Here is a 20,958-nt window from a genome sequence, read left to right as displayed (position 1 = left end):
ATTATTCCGCAGCGAAATGGTTATCCAGCAAAGCCTGACAGGAAGGCGGCAATGGCGGTGGGACCGGCTTGCCCGGTTTGGCGCTGGGTTGATGCGGCACGAACCAGCTCGCCAGCTCCGCCCCACAACCATCGCCCGGCGGCGGGGTATCTTGTTCTTGACACTCCAGGCTGCCTGCCGGACAACGCAGACGCACGTGCATGTGCGCGCGGTGGCCGAACCACGGCCGCACCTTGTGCAACCAGTCGCGGTCGGCGCCGGCATCCAGACACAGGCGTTGCTTGATCGCCGGGTTGACGAAGATGCGCGTCACTTCCGCATCCTGCGCCGCCATTTTGATCAGAGATTCAATCTGCGGTTGCCACTGACGCGCCACAACCTGTTTGCCGTCGCCGGAAACCAGATCGATCGGCTGCGGTTTGAGCAGTTGCTGCGCGCTCCAGCGCTGGCGCGGCAGCTGTAACCAGATGTCGACATCCAACCCGGACTGATGGCTGGCGTGGCCGCTGCTAAAGCGCCCACCGGCCGGCATCGCCATATCGCCGATCAGCACCGTACCCAGCGCTTTTTGGTTGGCTTTGCTGCTCAGGCGCTGAATGAACGCCAGCAGATCGGGATGACCGAAATAGCGGCGTTGATCGGGGCGCATCACCTGATAATCCGGTGAGTTCAGCGGCAGCGGCTGGGCACCGACGATACAACCATTGGCAAAACCGCCAATCGCCTGTGGCGCGCCGGCCACCGGGTGATCAATTTTCTGCCACGGCGTCAACGCCATGGCAGAACCTGACGCCATCAGGGCAACGATGCCTAACATCCAGTTTTTCATCGTAATTACCAGCGTGGAACGTTAGAAACCACATCACCGTTTTGCGCACGCTGGCGCAGCAGGTGATCCATCAGCACAATCGCCATCATCGCTTCGGCGATTGGAACCGCGCGAATGCCTACGCAGGGATCGTGTCGACCACGGGTCACCATTTCTACCGCTTCGCCCTGGCGATTGATGGTACGGCCCGGCACCATGATGCTGGAGGTCGGTTTCAACGCCAGATGAGCGACCACCGGTTGGCCGCTGCTGATGCCGCCGAGAATGCCGCCCGCATGGTTACTCTGGAAACCTTCGGGCGTGATTTCGTCGCGGTTTTCGCTGCCGCGCTTGGTCACCACGGCAAAACCGTCGCCGATTTCCACGCCTTTTACCGCGTTGATGCTCATTAATGCATGCGCCAGATCGGCGTCCAGACGGTCAAACACCGGCTCACCGAGGCCCACCGGCACATTGTCGGCGACTACGCTGACCTTGGCGCCGATCGAGTCGCCCTCTTTTTTCAGCGCGCGCATCAGTTCGTCCAGCGCTTCCAGCTTGTCCGGATCCGGGCAGAAGAACGGGTTCTGTTCGACCTGATCCCAATCTTTCAGTTCACAGACCACGTCGCCGATCTGCGCCAGATAGCCGCGCACCTGGACGCCGAATTTCTGTTGCAGGTATTTCTTGGCTATCGCCCCGGCCGCTACGCGCATCGCGGTTTCACGCGCCGAAGAACGGCCGCCGCCACGGTAATCGCGTACGCCGTATTTCTGCTCGTAGGTGTAATCTGCATGGCCCGGACGGAACACGTCTTTGATGGCGCCGTAGTCCTGCGAACGCTGGTCGGTATTTTCAATCATCAGCCCGATGCTGGTGCCGGTCGTCACGCCTTCGAACACGCCGGAAAGAATGCGCACCTGATCAGGTTCGCGGCGTTGAGTGGTATAGCGCGAAGTCCCCGGACGGCGGCGGTCCAGATCGTGCTGCAAATCGGCTTCGGTAAGCGGGATACCCGGCGGTACACCGTCTACGATACATCCCAGCGCCACACCGTGAGATTCACCAAATGTGGTGACGCGGAAAATCTGCCCAATACTGTTTCCTGCCATCACGGCTCCTTACCGTTAATGATGATCTTTGTGGGCCCGTCAGAACAGGCCCGAAGAAGTCTTAGCTGCGGTAGATGCTGAAGTGTTCTTTGCAATCGACCAGTTGCTGTTTGGTCAGCATGAATACGCCGTCACCGCCGTTGTCAAACTCCAGCCAGGTGAACGGAATATCCGGATATTGTTCCATCAGATGTACCATGCTGTTGCCCACTTCACAAATCAGCACGCCGTCGTCGCTCAGGTAATCCGGCGCGCAGGCCAGAATGCGGCGCACCAGCTTCAGGCCGTCGCTGCCCGCCGCCAGGCCCAGTTCCGGTTCAAAGCGGAACTCCTGCGGCAGATCGGACATGTCTTCCGCATCCACATACGGTGGGTTGGTGACGATCAGATCGTACTGGATCGCGGGAACGTCGCGGAACAGATCGGAGCGGATCGGGATAACCTGATGCTCGACGCCATGCGCCTGAATATTGCGCTCGGTCACCGCCAGCACGTCGCTGGAGATATCCACCGCGTCCACTTCCGCTTCCGGGAAAGCGTAACCGCAGGCGATGGCGATGCAGCCGCTGCCGGTGCACATGTCCAGAATGTGGCGCGGTGGGTGCGGGATCAGCGCGCTGAAGTGATCGTTGATCAATTCGCCAATCGGCGAACGCGGCACCAGCACACGTTCATCGACATAGAACTCCATGCCGCAGAACCAGGCTTTGTTGGTCAGGTAAGCTACCGGGATGCGCTCGTTGACGCGGCGAATCACGCGTTCAACGATGCGATGGCGCTCGCTGGAGGTCAAACGTGCGGTGTGCATGTCCTCTGGAATGTCCAGCGGCAGGAACAGGGTTGGCAGCACCAATTGCACCGCTTCGTCCCACGGATTATCAGTTCCGTGACCATAGTAGATATTGGCGGCATTGAAGCGGCTCACCGCCCAGCGCAGCATATCCTGAATGGTGTGCAGTTCATTCACTGCTTCGTCGACGAAAATTTTGTCCAATTTGCCCTCCGGCAGGCACTGTAATTCATGATTTAGCCGCATAGTTTGCCATGAAGCCCGCGACAAATCAGCAGCAATAGTCGCGTTAAGACATTCTCATTTTCATTCGGACGGGAGTTTTGCGTCGACAGATACCCGCGACACGGTAAACTGTCGTGATAAATGATTTCCGGTGAATAAAAAATGAAGAACAAGCACCCTCTGAGCAAAGATGAATTGCAGCTCTTCAGAGAGTCGATAGCAAGCGCAAAAAAACTGCGTCAGGATACCGTTGTCCACCCCAAACCCAGGCCAAAAACCCGGCAAATGGCGCCGCAGCGCCTGCTGCAGGAACAGGTGGATGCCAGCTATTATTTCTCGGATGAATACCAACCGCAGTTGGAAGAGGAAGGACCGACACGCTACGTGCGTCCCGGCTACAGCGCGTTTGAGCTAAAAAAACTGCGGCGCGGCGATTATTCACCGGACCTGTTTCTCGATCTGCACGGCCTGACCCAAATGCAAGCCAAGCAGGAGCTGGGCGCACTGATTGCCGCCTGCAAGCGTGAACATGTGCACTGCGCCTGCGTCATGCACGGCCACGGCAAGCACATTCTCAAACAGCAGACGCCGCTGTGGCTGGCGCAGCACCCTGACGTACTGGCGTTCCACCAGGCTCCCAAGGAATGGGGCGGCAACGCGGCGATTTTGTTGCTGGTCGAACTGGCCGAGTAAACGGCAAAAATGACAAAGGGCGATGTTAAACATCGCCCTTTTCTGGTGGGACCCAAGACACGGCGTCCTACACTTTAGCCATCACCTGCGACGGGCTGACCTGCCATTCAAACTTGCCGTAGCTGCCGTCGGCCGCCAGATCGACATTGGCGATCGCGGAGGTCGCAAACATCGGCGGGCATTCGCCCGGACACAGTTCGGCGACCAGATAACCCACCAGCGGCAAGTGGGAGACGATCAACACGGAGCTGACCCCCTGCTGCGCCAGCGCCTGCAGATAACTCCCCACCAGACCGGCATCACCGCCCGGCGTCAGCTCAGGCAGCACTTCTTCGCTTTCCGGCAGCGCCAAGGCTTCGCGCACCGTTTCCAGCGTCTGCTCGGCCCGCAGGTAGGGGCTGACCAGTACTCGTTCAATATCCACAGACTTGGTGTTTAACCAGGCCGCCATCTGACGTGACTCATCACGGCCACAAAGGGTAAGAGGTCTTACCGAATCGCTGGCCGCATCAAGTGCCGCCTCTCCGTGACGCATAATCAAAACTTGCATATTGCACCGCTGTTGTTGACAAAATAACGCTATACAGAAACGCCGAGCGTGCTGTATCGCCGAGTTTTACAACCCCAAAGCAAAAGCTTTGAAACGATAACGCGCCGTCTCTTTTATGGCGGCCGGGCATTTTGCCTGAAAGTTCACGTAAAGAAAACGCTGTTTTTTACATCAACATCGTCCTGACATGAATATGGCGCTCACATAACAACCAATTCAACGGGTTAAATTTTAACCTTTCCATCATGAAACTTATTGATGGCGATCAGTCTTTCGGCGCTCTCCGGTTACGTTACCCCGTCGCTATCTCCCTGTATAGCGCCCAGGATTGCAGGTATTTCAAGGAGTGATAACGATCACACAGCGGCCCTGATCCAACTCTAGTACAAATCAGGGCACCTCGCCGCTCACTCCCCTTGCGGATAAAAGCGTTCGCCCTGCTGCGCCATGCGCTGCAAGCGTTCGCAGGGGGCAAAGTTTTCGCCGTATTGCTGCTGCAGGTATTGCAGCGTTTTAACCACCTTCTCTGCGCCGAGCTCATCCATATAACGGAACGGCCCCCCGAGGAACGGCGGAAAACCGATACCGAATACCGCGCCGATATCCCCATCGCGTGCGCTGCGGATCACGCCTTCTTCCAGGCAACGCGCCGCTTCATTCAACATCATCATTACGCAGCGCTGGGCGATGACCGACGGCTGCAAATGCGACTTCGGCGTGATGCCCAGCAGAAGATATACCGAAGTATCGGCGCGCTTGCCCCGCTGACGTTGCTGACCTTCGCTCGGATACAGGTAGAAACCCCGGCCGTTTTTACGCCCTTTGCGCCCGTCTTTCAGTACCGCATCGAAGGCGGCCGGCGCGGCGAAACGCGGCCCTAGCTGTTCCACCAACACCGGGATAATCTTGGTGCCTACATCAATGCCCACTTCATCAAGCAGGGTAATCGGCCCCACCGGGAAACCGAAATCCACCAGCGCCTTGTCCAGCGATTCGATCGGTTCGCCTTCCAGCAGACAACGCGCCGCTTCATTTATATAAGGAGCCAGAATGCGGTTGACGTAAAAACCGGCGCGATCGGCGACCACGATGGCCGTCTTGCCCTGTTTGTGCGCCAGCGCCACGGTGGTGGCAATGGTTTCCTCGCTGGTGGTGGCATGGGGGATCACCTCCACCAGCGGCATTTTATCGACCGGGCTGAAATAATGCAGGCCGATCACCTGCTGCGGCCGCTGCGCTTTGGCGGCAATCTGGCCAATCGGCAACGACGAGGTATTGGAGGCGAAAATGGTATGCGGCGCGGCGTGCTGTTCAATCTCGGCCACCATGTTCTGCTTCAGAGCCAGATCCTCAAACACCGCCTCCACCACGATATCCACCCGTTCAAAGCCGGTGTAATCGGTCGAGCCGGAGATCAGCATCATCTGTTTTTGCCGTTCCGCCGGGCGCATGCGTTTGCTGCGCACCCGCTTGCCAAGCACATCCCAGCTGTATTTCAGCGCGTGGGTGATGCCGGTTTCATTCACGTCTTTAATTCGTACCGGCAGGCCGCCGCGCGTGGCGGTTACGCAGGCAATCCCGCCGCCCATCAGGCCACCGCCCAGAATGCCGACGCGATGCAACGCATGGGGTTGGGCATTGCCGCCGCGCTCTTTCTTCAAGGCGGTAGAGGCAAAGAACAGGCTGCGCAACGCCGCCGACTGCGGCGTCATGGCCAGTTCGCCGAAGGCCCGCGCTTCGGCTTCATAACCGCTGGTGCTGCCGCTGTCCAGGCCGGTACGCACCACCTGAATGATTTTTCCCGCCGCCGGATAGTTGCCGTGGGTTTTCTCCAGCGTTTTTTTGCGCACAATGCTGAACAACAGGCTTTTCCCCAGAGGACCGTTGAGCAAGCGCTCCTGCCACGGCAGTTCACGCCGGCTCTGCCAACCCTGCTTGACCCGTTCAATGGCGGTCTGCAACAAAATCGCCTGCGGCACCGCATCGTCAACCAGTCCCATCCGCAGCGCCTGACGCGCACGGATATGCTTGCCGGTCAGCATCATGTCCAGCGCCTTGCTGGCGCCGATCAACCGTGGCAAGCGCTGGGTGCCGCCGGAGCCTGGCAGCAGGCCAAGCTGAACTTCCGGCAAGCCGAGAGCGGTTTTGTCATCCAGCGAACAAACGCGGCCATGGCAGGCCAGAGCCAGTTCCAGCCCGCCACCGAGGCAAGCGCCGTGAATAGCCGCCACCACCGGCACGGGGAAAGCGGCGATCTGCGCCAGCGTGCTTTGCCCTTTCTTCGCCAGCGTTTCGGCCTCTTTGGCGCTGGTGCAGGCGGCGATCATGGTGATGTCCGCCCCGGCGATAAACGAATCCGGCTTGCCGGAAATAATCACCAGCCCTTCCAGCGCAGTATGCTGTTGCGCGCGGATCAGTACGTCGTTAACCTGCTCGACGAACTCGGCTTTCAGCGTATTGACCTTGTCACCCGGGACGTCGATGGTAATCACGCCGATGTTGTCCGGGCGCAGCGTCAGTTGAAAAGCCGAGGGTTTGGCCCGCTGTTCATGCAATGCGTTTTCAAAGCTCATCATTCCACCTCTACAATCATTGCGGCCCCTAACCCTCCGGCCGCGCAGGCGGTGGTCAGCCCCAATCCGCCGCCGCGGCGTTTCAGCTCGTGCAACGTTTGGGTGATCATGCGCGCGCCGGTAGCGGCAAACGGGTGGCCATAGGCGATAGAGCCACCCAAGACGTTAAATTTATCCATATCCACTGTGCCGATCGCTCTGCTGCGCCCCAGTTTTTGTTGGGCGAACTCATCGCTGGCGAACATCTTCAGGTTCGCCAACGTCTGCGCGGCGAAAGCTTCGTGCATGTCAATCAGCGTCAGGTCGGCCAGGCCAATGCCGGCGCGATCCAGCGCCAACGGCGTGGCGTAGGATGGCCCCAGCAGCATGTCTTCCCAAACGTCGATGGCGGAAAAAGCAAAACTGCGCAGGTAGCCCAGCGGTTGCAGCCCCAGCTCTTTCGCACGCGATTCGCTCATCATCAGCACCGCTGCCGCACCGTCGGTCAGCGGCGTACTGTTGGCCGCAGTGACGCTGCCATGTTTGCGGTCAAATGCCGGTTTCAGTTTAGCGTATGACGCCAGGCTGGAGTCTTTGCGAACGTTGTTGTCTTCGCTGATTTGCGCGCGGTACGGCGGTACGTAGGCGGTCATGACTTCATCGCGCAGCAATCCCTGTTCCCAGGCCTTGGCCGCCAGTTGGTGAGAGCGGTGCGCCAGCGCATCCTGCTCTTCGCGGGTAATGCCGTGGCTTTTCGCCATCTGTTCGGCGGTATCGCCCATGCGCAGGCCGGTCGAATATTCCGCCACCGCCGGCGGCACCGGCAGCAGATCGCGGAACTTTAACCGGCTAAACAGTTTGAGGCGTTGCGACAGGGTACGCGCCTTGTTGACGTCCACCAACGTGCGCGCCAGCGCTTTGCTGACGCCGATCGGCAACACCGAGGAGGAGTCTGCGCCGCCGGCAATGCCGATACTGATGCTGCCCGCCATGATGCTTTCCGCCACGTTGGCAATCGCCTGAAAACTGGTGGCGCAGGCGCGCGACACGCTGTACGCATCGGTATGTACATTCATGCCGGTGCCGAGGACAATTTCACGCGCGATATTCGGCGCTTCGGGCATTTGCACTACCTGGCCGAACACCAGTTGTTCGATAAGCGCCGGATCAATACCGCTGCGGGCCAAGAGTTCGCTCACCGCCATTTTCCCCAGATCCACCGCCGGAATGCCGTGATAGGCGCTTGCCTGTTTGGCAAAGGGGGTACGCAGTCCATTTACAATCGCGATACGGTCACCGTGACGGGTCACCAACGGCAGTGCCTTACTCATAAACGCTCCTGAAAAAAATAACGTCAGCGCAACGGGCAAAAAGAGGTCTGACCTGATGAGGTCATTGTTAACCAAATGTTTACATTTGGCAAACCGTCAGAAGTGAAAACTGAGAGCAGGAGCAACTTTCTATTGGGGGGGGAAAACGGCGAGTCAGCGGCGCAGGTTTACCCCGCGCCGTTTTGGTCGGGAATTAACGCAGGCCGAGCTGGAAAATCAGGGTTTCCGCCTGGCAGGCAAAGGTGAAGTCCGCAGTGAGTTGCACACCACCGTCAACCGGTTTAATGCTACTGCTGATGTCACAAGGATCAGACTCCACGCCACGGGCTTTTTCCGTCAGCGCAGCCAGCGTTTTCTCGGCATCTGGTTGATTGGCAAACACCTGGCTGTAGGATGCGGTGCAATCGGTGTTGTCCATCACGGTACCGACATCGACACAGCAACAAGCTGCGGTTTCCTGGGCGCTGCATTTATTAATTGCATCGGACATGATTAATTCTCCTCAGGGACCGCCATTACGCGAGTCCAAACTGCCATTAATTTTCTGGCGCAAAGACGCAAGATTCTGCGTTTATTTTACTCCGCAGCGAAACCCATCGCTAGCACTTACTTTTTATAGGTGTTTTAAGTGATGGAAATCACAAATAAAAATCGTCGTCTGCTAAGGAATGGTAAGAGATTTGTTATTCATTGCTGGTTTTTTGTTAAGCAGATCTCTTTTTTGATACCAATATTGAAATATCTCAAAAACAAAGTTGCAACATACTAACAGGTCGGACCTATAATTCAGCCACTGGTCTGATTTGTCTGAATGATAACGGACCCTACAATCCCGCGCTCCTTGTTACCTCGTGTAACATAGTTTAAATAATAAACACATAATGAGGTTTTGGTCATGAGCCAGAAAAACCTATTTACTAAATCAGCTCTCGCAGCTGCAGTGGCAATTATTTCTTCAAACGTGTCTGCCGCAGGATTCCAGCTGAATGAGTTTTCATCAGCGGGTTTAGGACGTTCGTATTCTGGCGAAGGTGCCATCGCGGATACTGCAGCATCCGCCAGCCGTAACCCGGCCCTTCTTATGATGTACACCCGACCAGAATTCTCGATCGGTGCCGTATTTATCGATCCGGATGTAGACATCACCGGCAAGTCCCCTTCAGGCGCCAGCCTGGACTCAAAAAACATCGCGCCAACTGCCTGGGTGCCGAACCTGCACTATGTTCACCCGATTAACGATCAATTCGCCGTGGGCGGCTCGGTCACCAGCAACTATGGTCTGGCCACCGAATTCAACGACGGTTACACCGCAGGCGCTTACGGCGGCAAAACCGACCTCGAAACCCTGAACCTGAACCTGAGCGGCGCTTATCGCCTGAACCAGCACTTCAGCTTCGGCCTGGGCTTTGACGCGGTTTACGCTAAAGCCAAACTTGAGCGTTATGCAGGCGAATTGCCGAAACTGATTGCTGGCTCAGGCCAATTGCCACCTCAGTTAGCCGGCCCGGTGTCACAAATTCCGGCTGATACCCAGATCTCTCACCTGAAGGGTGATAAATGGGGCTACGGCTGGAACGCCGGCATCCTGTATGAAGTGGATGAAAACAACCGCTACGGTTTCACCTACCGGTCCGAAGTTAAAATCAAATTTGACGGTGACTACAAAAGTAGCCTGCCATCCGCCTATAACCCGCTCCTGGGCGCTCTCGGCCTGCCTATGGGCACCAACGGCACCACCATCCCCGGCTCTTTGGACCTGAACCTGCCGGAAATGTGGGAACTGTCCGGTTACAACAAGGTGGCGCCGCAGTGGGCGGTCCACTACAGCCTGGCTTATACCAGCTGGAGCCAGTTCCAGCAGCTGAAAGCCACCGGCAACAACGGCCAGACGCTGTTCGAGAAGCATGAAGGCTTCAGAGACGCCTACCGCATCGCGCTGGGTACCACCTACTTCTACGACGACAACTGGACCTTCCGTACCGGTGTCGCGTTCGATGACAGCCCGGTGCCTGCCCAGAACCGCTCTATCTCGATCCCGGATCAAGACCGTATGTGGATCAGCGCCGGTACCAGCTACGCGTTCAACAAAGACGCGTCGGTCGACGTCGGTGTTTCCTACATGCACGGCCAAAAAGTCACCATCAAAGAAGGTCCATACACCTTCAATTCGGTGGGCAAGGCCTGGTTGTACGGCGCCAACTTCAACTACCGCTTCTAAGCGGTCGTTCAAAACGCTTAAGCGCCCTGCGGGGCGCTTTTTTGTTGCCGTTTTATAACAAAAAACCCGCCTGGCGGCGGGTTTTCATATTCTCTTGGCGAGGAATTATTTCGCTGAGTCGATTTCGTCCAGATCGCCCTGGATCGCCTTGGCGTTCGGGTTTTCTTCCGCCTTCAGTGAACCGCCGCTCGCCAGGAAATCGTGACGCTGGAAGTAGGCTTCACGCACCATCACGTAAGGATCGGAAGAGTTATGCAGCAGGCCGTCGGAATCCAGCAGTTGGGCGCGGGTTTCAATCCCCTCAACCACCCATTTACCCGCCGACATCCAGAAGGTCAGGTAGCTCAGCACCGGATAGACCGTATCCGCCCAATCGCCGCCATCTTCACGCAGAGTGAAGCTGCCATAGGCAGGTAACATCACATAAGGGCCGTAGCCGACATTGTAATGCCCCAGCGTGCTGCCGAAACGGTTCGGTTCTTCGCGCGCCAGTTTCGGGTTCGCCATCCCCGCCACGTCGATCAGACCGCCCATCCCCAGCAGCGTGTTGAGGAAGAAGCGGTTGAAGTGAATCATCCCGCGATACGGGTCGCCCTTCAGGAAGGCGTTGACCATGCTGGCCGGCTCTTCCAGGTTCGACGTGAAGTTACTTAAACCGTTACGCGCCGGCATGGGCACATAGTCGCGCCAAGCCACGGCCACCGGGCGCAATACGTACGGATCCAGGACGTTATAGTTAAAGTCGAACATCGTCCGGTTAAATCCTTCCAGAGGATCGGATCGCCCTTGTGGTTCATCTTGCGGCGCGCTGGCACAGCCCACCAATAGCACAGTTGCGAAAGCCAGCCCAGTCAGGCGAAAGTTCATATTTTTCTCCATGAAAACACGTTCGGTCTTTTTATTCAGGGAACCTGCTTGTTAATCTGAACGCTAACCTGCTCTTTGCCGCTGAAATTTTGCAGCTCACTCTCACCAAACCAGTCGCCCGCCTGCGGCGTGGCCAGACCGTCGTGAGAAATCCGTACCCGCACCTTCACCTGATGCAGCGCCGAAAGCAGGCGTTCAGGCATCATGGCGTTGCTGTCATCCAGAGAGAATGACAGTGGGAAACGGCTTAAGGGCAGTTGTTTTACCGCAACCGGCACCGGGTTGGCACCATCGGTCACCGAAATGACCAGCGTCCCCTGCTGCGGTAAAGCGTTAGTCGCCTCGGGCGATAACGTCACGTTTACATTCAGTTTAACAGTTTCTTCGCCCGCCTGTGATTTTGCTTGTGCAATACTGCGCTTTAACACCTCGGTGCGCTGATCGTTGGCCGGCAGCAGTTTCAACATCACCTGCCAGGCGCCGATCGCCTGTTTGAAATCACCCTGTTCGAAGGCATTGAACGCCAGCAAGCTCAATACGCGCAGATTGGTATGATCGTCGGCGATCATCTTGCGCAGCATCTGCGTGGCTTGCTTGTTATCCTCCGGATCGTTGGATCGCGTCAACACTTCCGCATAGCCGAGGCGCACTTCCAGATTATTCGGATCCAATTGATAAGCATGAGCAAATGCCTGCGTCGCCGTTGTGGCATTATTCAGCGCCATGCCGACGCGGCCCAGCATCATCCAGTCGTTAATGTTGCGATCGTCTTGTTGCAGCGCGGTGCGCAGCCCCAGCCCAAGGCGAGCAATCTCTTCCATGCTCAGCGGCTGAGCGCGCTCATTGGCGACGCGCGCACGCAACTCCGGCATTTGGGCTTGCACCTGCTGCCAGTCCATCACCTGCGCCAACCCTCCGGTTTTCAGATAGAACCCCAGGGTAACCACCACCAGCAGCAACACGCCAGGCACCAGCGCCCAACGGGTGATCGGTTTCGTCTGCACGTCCTGTTGGCCGGGAATGTCGTTCAGCAGGTTCTGTTGCAGTTCTTTTATCAGCTCCGGGCGCTCGGCAACCACGCCCTGCGCTTCATCCTGCTCCAGCTCGTGCAGGCGATCCTGATAAAGCGCCTTATTCAATGCGTCGCGGCTGGTGGCCGCGCCCCGCTTGCTCTGGCGCATCGCAGGCACCACCAGCAGCGCCGCAGCGCCGGCCAACAGCACAATAATAATCAGCCAAAAAGCCATTAGGGTTTCTTCCTGTCAGTCTCTTTCAGCAGCGCCGCCAAGCGCTGTTGCTCCTGTTCGGAGAATTCATCGTTAGCAGCGCCGGCACGGCGGCGGCGAGTGCGCAGTATCACCACCGCACCGCCAATCAGCACAAACAGCAACGGGCCAATCCACAGGATCAACGTCGCCGGGGTCACCGGCGGTTCATAGGTGACGAAATTGCCGTAGCGCGCCACCATATAATCAATGATCTGCTGTTTGTTCTGCCCCTGCATCATCAGCTCGTACACCTTGGTGCGCATGTCTGCGGCGATGATGGCGTTGGAATCTGCGATGCTGTTGTTCTGGCATTTCGGGCAGCGCAGCTGTTCCGTCAGCTCACGGTATTGCTGTTCCTGCTCAACCGAGTTGAATTTATAGGTATCGATAGCCGCCGCAGCGCTCCAGCTCAGCAATGCGGCAAACATCAGGGCAATCAGCCTCATGCTTCACCCCCGTACTTTTTGTACAGCGGCAACACTTCCTGCAGCCAGACGCGCTCATTCATATCCCCGGCATGGCGATAACGAATAATGCCCTGCCCGTCGATCAGGAAAGTTTCCGGCGCGCCATACACGCCAAGATCCAATCCCAGCATGCCATCACCGTCATACAGGCTGAGCGCATAGGGATTACCCAATGAATTCAGCCAGGTGACCGCTTTGCTGCGGTCGTCCTTATAGTTCAGCCCCACCACGCGGATACCGCGCGTCGCCAGGGTGTTGAGGTATTGATGCTCGGCACGGCAGGTTGGGCACCAGGTCGCCCAAACATTCAACAACATCGGCTTGCCGGTACGCAGCACCGCCTGATCGAACGTTTTTCCGGGTTGGTCGAGCGACTCCAGCTTAAAAGTGGGCACCGGTTTGCCGATCAGCGCAGACTCCAGCAGGGTCGGATCCTCGCCACCGGCATTGCGCGTCAACTGCACCATAAAGGCCGCCACCAGCAACAGGAACAGGATTAACGGGATAAACAGCAACTTACGGTTCATGCCTGCTCCTCCAGCTTGCCTTCACGCTTGAGTTTTTTGTTCATCCGATAGCGCGGATCGAGAATGCACAAGATGCCACCAATCGCCATAAATACCCCGCCGAACCAGATCCAGCGCACGAAGGGTTTGTAATACAGGCGCACCGCCCAGGAGCCGTCGTCCAGCTCTTCCCCCAGCGCCGCATACAGGTCGCGGCTGAAACCGCCGTCGATAGCCGCTTCGGTCATCATGCTGCGCGCCACGCTGTAGTAACGTTTCTCCGCGTGCAGCGTGGCTTCCGGCTTGCCGTTGCGCGTGACGTCGATAATACCGACGCCGCCGCTGTAGTTCGGGCCGCGAATATCGTGCACGTCGCGGAACACAAAGTGGTAGCTGTGAATGTCCACGCTGTCGCCGGCCTTCATGCGCACATCGCGCTCCACGCTGTAGTTCTGGCTGAACGCAATGCCGATCACCGTCACCGCAACCCCGAGGTGGCCCAACACCATGCCCCAGTGGCTGCGGGAAAGGTGGCTCAGGCCGCGCCAGAAACCGTGGCGATGGGTAGCGCGCTCATGCAACTCCATCAGCGTCAGAATAATCACCCACACCGCCATGATCAGCCCGACCACCGTCATGCCGGCGATGCTGTCTTGCAACAGCCACGGCAGCAGGATCGACAGCACCAGCGTGATCGCCAGCGCCACGCTCAAGCGGCGCCACAGCTTGGTCGGTTCATCGCGACGCCAGCGTACCAGCGGGCCGATGCCCATCAGCAGCGCCATCGGCGCCATCAGCCAGGTGAACATGGTATTGAAGAAGGGTTCGCCGATAGAAATACTGCCCAGGCCCAGCTGTTTGTGCACCAGCGGCAGCAACGTGCCCAGCAGCACAACCAGCATGGCGGCAATCAACAGCACGTTATTGCCCAGCAGGAAGGTTTCGCGCGAGAAGGTTTCATGCTGCACCCGGCTGCGTACCTGCCCGCCCTTGACCGCGTAAAGCAGCAGAGAACCGCCGATCACGATCACCAGATAGGCGAGGATAAACATGCCGCGCGCCGGGTCGGAAGCAAAAGAGTGCACCGAAACCAGCACGCCGGAGCGTACCAGGAAGGTGCCCAGCAGGCACAGCGAGAAGGCGGTAATGGCCAGCAGCACCGTCCAGGCCTTGAAGGTGCCGCGTTTTTCGGTCACCGCCAGCGAGTGCATCAGCGCCGTACCGGCCAGCCAAGGCATAAAGGACGCGTTTTCCACCGGATCCCAGAACCACCACCCGCCCCAACCCAGTTCGTAATAGGCCCAGGCGGACCCCAGCACGATCCCCAGGGTGAGAAACACCCAGGCCGCCGTGGTCCAGGGCCGCGACCAGCGCGCCCAGGCGGTATCCAGCCGGCCGGCCATCAGTGAGGCGATGGCGAAGGCAAACGCCACCGAGAAGCCGACATAACCCATGTACAACAGCGGCGGATGGAAGATCAGGCCGATATCCTGCAGCAGCGGATTGAGGTCACTGCCGTCGATCGGGAAGTTCGGCAGCGTGCGGGTGAACGGGTTGGAGGTCATGATGATAAACAGCAGGAAGCCTGCGGTGATCATGCCCATCACCGACAGCACGCGCGCCACCGCATCCTGCGGCATCGAACGGCTGCACAGCGCCACCGCCAATGACCAGCAACTGAGCAACAGCACCCACAGCAGCAGCGATCCCTCATGCGCGCCCCAGGTGGCGGCGATGCGGTAATACACCGGCAGTTGGCTGTTAGAGTTGGCGGCCACATAGGCCACGGTAAAATCATTCACGACAAAGGCGTGCACCAGGCAGATGAACGCCAGTGCAATGGCGGCGAACATGCCGTAGGTCAGCGGGCGCGCCACCGCCATCATGCGGCGATCCTGACGCGCAGCGCCCCACTGTGGATAAATGCTCAGCAGCAGCGAAATCGCCAATGCCAGGCACAGCAGAAAACTTCCCGTTTCCGGCATCATGACTTGCCGCCCTCATTTTGTGGGGCGGTGTAGGCCGAAGCCGGCCCCTTATGGTTTTCTTTCATTGCATCTGCCACTTCCGGCGGGGTGTATTTTTCATCGTGTTTCGCCAGCACTTCACGCGCGTTGACCACGTTACCTTCGCCCAGCACGCCTTGCGCCACCACGCCCTGCCCTTCACGGAACAGATCCGGCAGAATGCCGGTATAGGTGACGTCAATCACGCCGCGCGCATCATAAATCTTGAAGTTGACCTGCAGCGTTTTCTGATCGCGCTTCACCGAACCGGGCATCACCATGCCGCCAATGCGCAGGCGTTGGCCCACCTCCGGTTTTTCGTGATCCTCACCCTTGCCCTGCAGAATTTCACTCGGGGTATAAAACAGATCGATGTTGGAGCGCAGCGCGTACAGCGTCAGGGTAGCGGTCAGCGCCACGCCGATCAGCACGACAATCGCCAGATACAGGCGGCTTTTACGACGTGGATTCACAATGATTTCTCCCGCGGATCGGCGGATTTTTGTTTCGATTGCTGCGACTGACGAATGCGTCGTTCGCGCGCCTGACGACGGCTGACTTCATCCAGCAGTTGCCTGCGCTGCCAGCAGGTGTGAGCCACCAGGCCCAGCAACGACAACAGCGTGACGGCCACCGCCAGCCAAACGTAAAAGGCGTAGCCGCCCATGGCGAAAAACGCCGACCAGGAGGTAAATGCGGCATTCATGGTTGGCGCTCCTTGTTGACCAGCCCGGCAACCCACGGGCGCTGACGCTCCTGGGCCAGGATCAGATTGCGCAACCGCATCAGGGTCAGCGTGATGAAGAACAGCAGATAGCCGAGGATCGCCCAACGCAACGGGGTGCGCATGCTGGGCGCGATGCTCTGTTGCATATTGGTGGAACCCTGATGCAGCGTGTTCCACCATTCGACAGAGAAATGAATAATCGGGATATTCACCACCCCCACCAACACCAGAATACCGGCGGCGCGGCCGGCCAGGCGGCGGTCTTCAAAGGCGTTATACAGCGCAATAATGCCCATATAAAGGAACAGCAGCACCAGTTCAGAGGTCAGACGCGCGTCCCACACCCACCAGGTGCCCCACATAGGTTTACCCCAGGCGGCCCCCGTGACCAGCGCGATAAAGGTAAACACCGCGCCGACCGGCGCCATCGCCGCCACCACGGAATCGGACATTTTCATCTGCCACACCAGGCCGATAAACGCCGCCACCGCCATCGAAGCGTAGATGCCCATTGACCACATGGCGGCCGGCACGTGGATATACATGATGCGGAAGCTGTCGCCCTGTTGATAATCCTTCGGCGCAAAACCAAAGCCCCATACCCAGCCGATCGCCAGGCAAAGGGCGCCGGCCAGCCCCAGCCAGGGGACAAAACGGCCGCAGACACGATACAGCCGCTCAGGCTGGGCGAATTGATGTAACCATTTCCACATTGTCGTCATTGCTCACGGTAAATGTTTTCAGGTGGCCCCCCTATCGAGGGGCGACGAAAATAGCTTTCGCGGTGGAACACGCTCTTAACGGCGTTAACCCGCATGTTAATCAGTGATGCTAGTGCACGCTCACTCGCAGAGCGGCGGCGGTGGCAAAGGGGGCCAGCGTTATGCTGCCCGCCAGCATTGCGCCCAGAATCGCCAGATACCCCGCTATCGGCATGCCCATGGAAGCGGCGTCGATAGCGGCGGTGGAAAATATCAGCACCGGAATGTACAGCGGCAGCACCAGCAGGCTGAGCAGCACGCCTCCTTTGCGCAACCCGACGGTCAGCGCCACACCGATGGCACCGACCAGGCTCAGCGTCGGGGTGCCCAGCAGCAGCGTAAACGCCACCGCCAGCCAGGTCTGCATATCCAGCGACAGCAGCAGCGCCACCAACGGAGACAGGATTAACAACGGTAATCCCGTCACGACCCAGTGAGCACACACTTTGCCTAACACCGTCATCGGCAGCGGCGTCGGCAACAGCAACAGTTGCTCCAGCGAGCCATCGAGAAAATCGTCGCGAAACAAACGCTCCAGCGACAACAGCGAAGCCAGCAACGCCGCCACCCAGATAATCCCCGGCGCAATGCGCGCCAGCAACTGCGGTTCTGGCCCAATGCCCAACGGAAACAACGTGATAACGATCAGGAAGAACCACAGCGGGTTAACGATTTCCGACCCTTTGCGAAAGGCAATTTTCAGCTCGCGGCGCAATACCGTCAAAAACATCAGAGAGTCTCCGCCAGGCTGATTTTACCTACCGCCTGCGTCGTGCCGGCCAGATCCTGGTGCGTGGTCAACAATACCATGCCGCCTTGCTGCGCATGTTGCTCAAAAAGGCTAATCAATTCAGCCACGCCTTGTTTATCTATTGCCGTCAGCGGTTCATCCAGGATCCACAGTGGGCTCTCACTTAGCCATAAACGCGCCAGCGCCACCCGGCGCTGCTGGCCGGCGGAAAGCTGCGCCACCGGCAAATCCTCGTAACCGACCAACCCCACCAGATCCAGTGCCCGCCAGATGGCCTGACGATCGGGCGCGGCGCGTACCGCCTGGTAAAATTGCAGGTTCTCGAAGGGCGTCAGCATGGTTTTAATCCCCGGCTGATGGCCGAGGAACAACAGATCCTGATGATAATTCTCACGGTGGCGCAGCGTATTTTGCCCACGCCAGCACACTTCGCCGCTTTCCGGCTGCGCCAACCCGGCCAGAATGCGCAACAGGCTGGTCTTGCCCGCGCCGTTCGGCCCTTCCACCTGAATAATCTCGCCCGGCTTCACCGTAAAGCTTAACTCGCTAAACAGGATGCGTTCATCACGGACGCAGCTCAGACTTTTAGCTTCCAGCATCGGGAGAACTCATATTTTTCTTTGGGATAGCGAATCATAGCATAAGGCGCCTGCGGCACGCAGCCCGCCACCGGCCGCTCGGCTACTCCAATAGGGGTAATATGACGGCCCAGATCAATAATGCGTAGGAAAAACCGACGGCGTTAAACTCTTGTTACTTTTTTCCGTCATTTTACGCATTTCTGTCGCGCCGCCCGTGAGCCAACTACGCTTGATGAGTGGCCCTGGCGACATCTGATGGAGAGAGCAAATAATGAGCGACGAACAATCCCGCACAACAGCGAATGCCGATGATCCTCTAAAAGTAGAAAGCAAAGAACACGAACAGGGCAAGTCGGAAATCGAGGTAAAGGAAGAGAACCTGCCCTCACGCGCGGCGGCGGTGCATGAGCTTATCCGTATGGAAGGCGAAAAAGAGCTGGAACGCGACTGGGTAGCGCTGCTGTGGTCCGCCGTGGCCGCCGGGCTGTCGATGGGCGCGTCACTGGTGGCGAAAGGCATTTTTCACGCCCGCCTGCCGGACGAGCCCAGCCGTTTCTTTATCGAGAATATTGGCTACACCTTCGGCTTTATCATTGTGATTATGGCCCGCCAACAACTGTTTACCGAAAACACCGTCACCGCCGTGCTGCCGATCATGCACAAACCGACGCCGAGAAACTTCCTGATCCTGTTCCGCCTGTGGGGCGTGGTGCTGCTCGGTAACCTGATTGGCACCGGGCTGGCGTCGCTGGCGTTTATCCATATGCCGATTTTCGACGACAATACCCGCAGCGCCTTCGTCAGCCTGTCGGAAGAGGTGATGAAAAACTCGCCGTCAGAAATGTTCGCCAACGGTATTCTGGCGGGCTGGATCATCGCCACCATGGTGTGGATGTTCCCCTCCGCCGGGGCGGCCAAGATTTGGATAATTGTGCTGATGACCTATCTGGTGGCGATCTGCGACCTGACCCACATCGTGGTCGGCTCGGTCGAGATCCTGTATCTGGTGTTTAGCGGCGCTCTCCCCTGGCAGGAATTTTTCTATCCGTTCGCCATTCCGACGCTGGCGGGCAACATTATCGGCGGCACCTTTATATTCGCGCTCATCAGCCACGCGCAGATCCGTAACGATATGAGCGTTAAAAACAAGGCGGCGAAGCTGGAGGCGGAAAAAGGGGCCGCCAAGGCGAAAAAACCGTGATCGCAGCCGGGGCTACATACAAAATTCACCGCATATTGGCGAGGGAATGAGCAAACGCACCGCTAAGCGCTTATTCTGCGGGTAAAAAAAGGTATACTGCCCCGGCAGCTCAGGTTGCCGGCCCGCAGGGTCCCCGTAGTTAAACGGATATAACAAGCCCCTCCTAAGGGCTAGTTACTGGTTCGATTCCAGTCGGGGACACCATCGCCACACAAAAAACACCTTTACGACATCGCCCCCTTCTCTCGGTACTCAACAAGATGCCTGGCCCATATTTAATAGCGAATCCTGAACCTCAGCCTAATGACCCGCTCGGTCAGCCAGATAACGTCATTAATCTCAGCCGTTATTTGTAAATAATAGAAATCGCGTTTCAGCCCCGTTAAATTAAATGCTAAAATTGTTTAATTATAAGCATGGAGGCATGACATGTTCCCCGACAAAAAATATTTTCAACGCGCAAGCCCGCTGACCAGCTATCAATTTTCACGCCTGCATACTTTTGAATGCGTCGCCCGCAACTTATCCTTTTCACTGGCGGCGGAAGAACTGTCTATTACACCCAGCGCAGTGAGCCACAGAATTAATCTGTTAGAAAAAGAGTTGGGTTTTCTTTTATTTCAACGCTTCCATCGCAGAATTACGCTAACACCGGAAGGCGAGCGCATGCAATGGGCATTAAGCCGCTCCTTCGATACGTTGAATCAGGAAATTCTTGATATTAAAAATCGTGAGTTGACGGGCAACCTGACTATTTATTCGCACCCTTCCATCGTGCAGTGCTTGTTGATACCGCGGATCGGCGATTTTATTGCCCAGCATCCCACCATTCATTTAAGCATAGTCACCGGGCAGGAGATCATCAGCCTGGCCAATCGGGGCGTTGATTTAGCCATGTACTTTGGCAAGTTGCCGTCCGGGAAACAAATAGACGAAGCTTTTATGCAGGAATCTATAGTCCCGATCTGTACTCCGCAGTACGCCAAGGCACATAACCTCTACGACGCACCGGAAAACCTGGCACGCTGCACGCTGCTGCATGACAGGTACAACTCCGGCGAAGACGAATGGTTGACCTGGTCGCAACATTTTGATTTGGCGTTGGATACTGAAAGCAAAAGCATGGAGTTCGATCGCTCGGATCTGGCCGTGCTGGCGGCGACCAAACACCTCGGCGTCGCCATGGGGCGGCTTAATCTGGTGCAAGACTGGATCAAAAGCGGCGAACTGATTATCCCGTTCAGCAACATGACCTTGCCTTGCGAACACTGCTATTTTATGTCGACCATCTCCGAACGCCAGTGGCCGAAGATCCTCGCGTTCAAAGAGTGGTTGATGAAGATAGCGCCTCTGGCCTGATGGCCGGAGGCATTGGCTGGTTTTCTTAAAATCAGCGCCATTTCTTTGGGGTATAAGAGAAATCCAGCGCGCAGTTATATAACCTTCCGGCCTTTGAATAATAAATATGCTTGCGGCTATTATCCCAGGCCACAGCATAGTTATTAGCAAAGGTGATGACTTCAACCGGTATCTGATTGGATAAC

Annotated in this window: 21 protein-coding genes and 1 tRNA gene; 5 read left to right on the top strand and 17 right to left on the bottom strand. The window is 57.4% G+C overall.

From position 1 onward, the window contains the following. Position 1 precedes the first annotated feature (1 nt). From mepA to prmB, 3 genes are all read right to left on the bottom strand, one after another. A complete protein-coding gene (gene mepA, locus ACTJJ1_RS16350) occupies positions 2 to 829 on the bottom strand; it encodes a penicillin-insensitive murein endopeptidase (protein WP_004947480.1) in 828 nt (275 codons plus the stop codon). Positions 830 to 834: 5 nt separating this feature from the next. Next, positions 835 to 1,920 (bottom strand): chorismate synthase, encoded by a 1,086-nt coding sequence (gene aroC, locus ACTJJ1_RS16345; protein ID WP_004947483.1) that lies wholly within the window; start codon positions 1,918 to 1,920, stop codon positions 835 to 837. Between the two features lie 61 nt (positions 1,921 to 1,981). Continuing rightward, positions 1,982 to 2,914 carry a 50S ribosomal protein L3 N(5)-glutamine methyltransferase gene (gene prmB / locus ACTJJ1_RS16340; RefSeq protein ID WP_006326964.1) on the bottom strand — a complete coding sequence of 311 codons (933 nt, stop codon included), beginning with the start codon at positions 2,912 to 2,914 and terminating at the stop codon, positions 1,982 to 1,984. A gap of 183 nt (positions 2,915 to 3,097) precedes the next feature. On the opposite strand from prmB, the gene smrB reads away from it, so the two are divergent. Then, positions 3,098 to 3,628 carry an endonuclease SmrB gene (smrB, locus tag ACTJJ1_RS16335; protein ID WP_006326965.1) on the top strand — a complete coding sequence of 177 codons (531 nt, stop codon included), beginning with the start codon at positions 3,098 to 3,100 and terminating at the stop codon, positions 3,626 to 3,628. A gap of 67 nt (positions 3,629 to 3,695) precedes the next feature. On the opposite strand, the gene sixA is transcribed toward smrB, so the two are convergent. The 4 genes from sixA to ACTJJ1_RS16315 all read right to left on the bottom strand — a co-directional run bounded on the left by sixA (position 3,696) and on the right by ACTJJ1_RS16315 (position 8,551). Further along, on the bottom strand, positions 3,696 to 4,178 hold the full coding sequence (gene sixA, locus ACTJJ1_RS16330; RefSeq protein WP_004947495.1) for a phosphohistidine phosphatase SixA: 483 nt from the start codon (positions 4,176 to 4,178) through the stop codon (positions 3,696 to 3,698). A gap of 407 nt (positions 4,179 to 4,585) precedes the next feature. Next, the gene (gene fadJ, locus ACTJJ1_RS16325; protein WP_440834639.1) at positions 4,586 to 6,751 is read right to left on the bottom strand and encodes a fatty acid oxidation complex subunit alpha FadJ; all 2,166 of its coding nucleotides are present in this window, start codon (positions 6,749 to 6,751) and stop codon (positions 4,586 to 4,588) included. Next, on the bottom strand, positions 6,751 to 8,061 hold the full coding sequence (gene fadI, locus ACTJJ1_RS16320; protein WP_004947501.1) for an acetyl-CoA C-acyltransferase FadI: 1,311 nt from the start codon (positions 8,059 to 8,061) through the stop codon (positions 6,751 to 6,753). Before fadI ends, fadJ begins: the two co-directional genes overlap by 1 nt. Positions 8,062 to 8,254: 193 nt before the next feature. Beyond that, the gene (locus tag ACTJJ1_RS16315) at positions 8,255 to 8,551 is read right to left on the bottom strand and encodes a YfcZ/YiiS family protein (protein ID WP_004947502.1); all 297 of its coding nucleotides are present in this window, start codon (positions 8,549 to 8,551) and stop codon (positions 8,255 to 8,257) included. Between the two features lie 405 nt (positions 8,552 to 8,956). On the opposite strand from ACTJJ1_RS16315, the gene fadL reads away from it, so the two are divergent. Beyond that, positions 8,957 to 10,279, top strand: coding sequence for a long-chain fatty acid transporter FadL (gene fadL, locus ACTJJ1_RS16310; protein WP_062868139.1), 1,323 nt, complete (start codon positions 8,957 to 8,959; stop codon positions 10,277 to 10,279). Positions 10,280 to 10,384: 105 nt separating this feature from the next. On the opposite strand, the gene mlaA is transcribed toward fadL, so the two are convergent. The 10 genes from mlaA to ccmA form a co-directional block, all read right to left on the bottom strand. After that, on the bottom strand, positions 10,385 to 11,146 hold the full coding sequence (mlaA, locus tag ACTJJ1_RS16305) for a phospholipid-binding lipoprotein MlaA (protein WP_004947508.1): 762 nt from the start codon (positions 11,144 to 11,146) through the stop codon (positions 10,385 to 10,387). Between the two features lie 35 nt (positions 11,147 to 11,181). Further along, positions 11,182 to 12,393 carry a c-type cytochrome biogenesis protein CcmI gene (ccmI, locus tag ACTJJ1_RS16300; protein ID WP_122289598.1) on the bottom strand — a complete coding sequence of 404 codons (1,212 nt, stop codon included), beginning with the start codon at positions 12,391 to 12,393 and terminating at the stop codon, positions 11,182 to 11,184. Further along, positions 12,393 to 12,860 (bottom strand): cytochrome c-type biogenesis protein, encoded by a 468-nt coding sequence (locus tag ACTJJ1_RS16295; protein WP_004947513.1) that lies wholly within the window; start codon positions 12,858 to 12,860, stop codon positions 12,393 to 12,395. The genes ccmI and ACTJJ1_RS16295 overlap by 1 nt, the downstream gene beginning before the upstream one ends. Beyond that, positions 12,857 to 13,408 (bottom strand): DsbE family thiol:disulfide interchange protein, encoded by a 552-nt coding sequence (locus ACTJJ1_RS16290; RefSeq protein ID WP_440834483.1) that lies wholly within the window; start codon positions 13,406 to 13,408, stop codon positions 12,857 to 12,859. Before ACTJJ1_RS16290 ends, ACTJJ1_RS16295 begins: the two co-directional genes overlap by 4 nt. After that, the gene (locus ACTJJ1_RS16285; protein WP_004947518.1) at positions 13,405 to 15,375 is read right to left on the bottom strand and encodes a heme lyase CcmF/NrfE family subunit; all 1,971 of its coding nucleotides are present in this window, start codon (positions 15,373 to 15,375) and stop codon (positions 13,405 to 13,407) included. Before ACTJJ1_RS16285 ends, ACTJJ1_RS16290 begins: the two co-directional genes overlap by 4 nt. Beyond that, entirely contained in the window at positions 15,372 to 15,866 is a 495-nt protein-coding gene (ccmE, locus tag ACTJJ1_RS16280; RefSeq protein ID WP_004947520.1) for a cytochrome c maturation protein CcmE, read from the bottom strand. Before ccmE ends, ACTJJ1_RS16285 begins: the two co-directional genes overlap by 4 nt. Next, a complete protein-coding gene (gene ccmD / locus ACTJJ1_RS16275) occupies positions 15,863 to 16,099 on the bottom strand; it encodes a heme exporter protein CcmD (protein WP_004947521.1) in 237 nt (78 codons plus the stop codon). The genes ccmE and ccmD overlap by 4 nt, the downstream gene beginning before the upstream one ends. Continuing rightward, positions 16,096 to 16,833, bottom strand: a complete 738-nt coding sequence (locus ACTJJ1_RS16270; protein ID WP_013813954.1) for a heme ABC transporter permease — start codon at positions 16,831 to 16,833, stop codon at positions 16,096 to 16,098. The genes ccmD and ACTJJ1_RS16270 overlap by 4 nt, the downstream gene beginning before the upstream one ends. A gap of 118 nt (positions 16,834 to 16,951) precedes the next feature. Then, a complete protein-coding gene (gene ccmB, locus ACTJJ1_RS16265; protein WP_004947525.1) occupies positions 16,952 to 17,611 on the bottom strand; it encodes a heme exporter protein CcmB in 660 nt (219 codons plus the stop codon). Then, a complete protein-coding gene (ccmA, locus tag ACTJJ1_RS16260) occupies positions 17,611 to 18,231 on the bottom strand; it encodes a cytochrome c biogenesis heme-transporting ATPase CcmA (RefSeq protein ID WP_004947526.1) in 621 nt (206 codons plus the stop codon). The genes ccmB and ccmA overlap by 1 nt, the downstream gene beginning before the upstream one ends. A gap of 253 nt (positions 18,232 to 18,484) precedes the next feature. Here ccmA and ACTJJ1_RS16255 point away from each other — a divergent pair, with 253 nt between their 5' ends. The 3 genes from ACTJJ1_RS16255 to dsdC all read left to right on the top strand — a co-directional run bounded on the left by ACTJJ1_RS16255 (position 18,485) and on the right by dsdC (position 20,773). Next, positions 18,485 to 19,414, top strand: a complete 930-nt coding sequence (locus tag ACTJJ1_RS16255) for a formate/nitrite transporter family protein (protein WP_110605858.1) — start codon at positions 18,485 to 18,487, stop codon at positions 19,412 to 19,414. Between the two features lie 129 nt (positions 19,415 to 19,543). Then, a tRNA-Arg gene (locus ACTJJ1_RS16250) sits at positions 19,544 to 19,618 on the top strand. 225 nt (positions 19,619 to 19,843) lie between these two features. Next, complete coding sequence (gene dsdC, locus ACTJJ1_RS16245; protein WP_004947531.1) at positions 19,844 to 20,773, top strand: DNA-binding transcriptional regulator DsdC; 930 nt, start codon at positions 19,844 to 19,846, stop codon at positions 20,771 to 20,773. The last annotated feature ends 185 nt before the right edge of the window (positions 20,774 to 20,958 follow it).

Origin of the sequence: Serratia sp. 22264 (assembly GCF_052045345.1) — a bacterium.
In the GTDB taxonomy this organism is placed as follows: domain Bacteria; phylum Pseudomonadota; class Gammaproteobacteria; order Enterobacterales; family Enterobacteriaceae; genus Serratia; species Serratia plymuthica.
This window is presented reverse-complemented; position numbering and strand designations above follow the sequence as displayed.

Bases quoted from the DNA above. Each gene is read 5' to 3' on its own strand.
- mepA (WP_004947480.1), bottom strand. From the start codon at position 829: ATGAAAAACTGGATGTTAGGCATCGTTGCCCTGATGGCGTCAGGTTCT.
- aroC (WP_004947483.1), bottom strand. From the start codon at position 1,920: ATGGCAGGAAACAGTATTGGGCAGATTTTCCGCGTCACCACATTTGGT.
- smrB (WP_006326965.1), top strand. From the start codon at position 3,098: ATGAAGAACAAGCACCCTCTGAGCAAAGATGAATTGCAGCTCTTCAGA.
- sixA (WP_004947495.1), bottom strand. From the start codon at position 4,178: ATGCAAGTTTTGATTATGCGTCACGGAGAGGCGGCACTTGATGCGGCC.
- fadJ (WP_440834639.1), bottom strand. From the start codon at position 6,751: ATGAGCTTTGAAAACGCATTGCATGAACAGCGGGCCAAACCCTCGGCT.
- fadI (WP_004947501.1), bottom strand. From the start codon at position 8,061: ATGAGTAAGGCACTGCCGTTGGTGACCCGTCACGGTGACCGTATCGCG.
- ACTJJ1_RS16315 (WP_004947502.1), bottom strand. From the start codon at position 8,551: ATGTCCGATGCAATTAATAAATGCAGCGCCCAGGAAACCGCAGCTTGT.
- fadL (WP_062868139.1), top strand. From the start codon at position 8,957: ATGAGCCAGAAAAACCTATTTACTAAATCAGCTCTCGCAGCTGCAGTG.
- mlaA (WP_004947508.1), bottom strand. From the start codon at position 11,146: ATGAACTTTCGCCTGACTGGGCTGGCTTTCGCAACTGTGCTATTGGTG.
- ccmI (WP_122289598.1), bottom strand. From the start codon at position 12,393: ATGGCTTTTTGGCTGATTATTATTGTGCTGTTGGCCGGCGCTGCGGCG.
- ACTJJ1_RS16295 (WP_004947513.1), bottom strand. From the start codon at position 12,860: ATGAGGCTGATTGCCCTGATGTTTGCCGCATTGCTGAGCTGGAGCGCT.
- ACTJJ1_RS16290 (WP_440834483.1), bottom strand. From the start codon at position 13,408: ATGAACCGTAAGTTGCTGTTTATCCCGTTAATCCTGTTCCTGTTGCTG.
- ACTJJ1_RS16285 (WP_004947518.1), bottom strand. From the start codon at position 15,375: ATGATGCCGGAAACGGGAAGTTTTCTGCTGTGCCTGGCATTGGCGATT.
- ccmD (WP_004947521.1), bottom strand. From the start codon at position 16,099: ATGAATGCCGCATTTACCTCCTGGTCGGCGTTTTTCGCCATGGGCGGC.
- ACTJJ1_RS16270 (WP_013813954.1), bottom strand. From the start codon at position 16,833: ATGTGGAAATGGTTACATCAATTCGCCCAGCCTGAGCGGCTGTATCGT.
- ccmB (WP_004947525.1), bottom strand. From the start codon at position 17,611: ATGTTTTTGACGGTATTGCGCCGCGAGCTGAAAATTGCCTTTCGCAAA.
- ccmA (WP_004947526.1), bottom strand. From the start codon at position 18,231: ATGCTGGAAGCTAAAAGTCTGAGCTGCGTCCGTGATGAACGCATCCTG.
- ACTJJ1_RS16255 (WP_110605858.1), top strand. From the start codon at position 18,485: ATGAGCGACGAACAATCCCGCACAACAGCGAATGCCGATGATCCTCTA.
- dsdC (WP_004947531.1), top strand. From the start codon at position 19,844: ATGTTCCCCGACAAAAAATATTTTCAACGCGCAAGCCCGCTGACCAGC.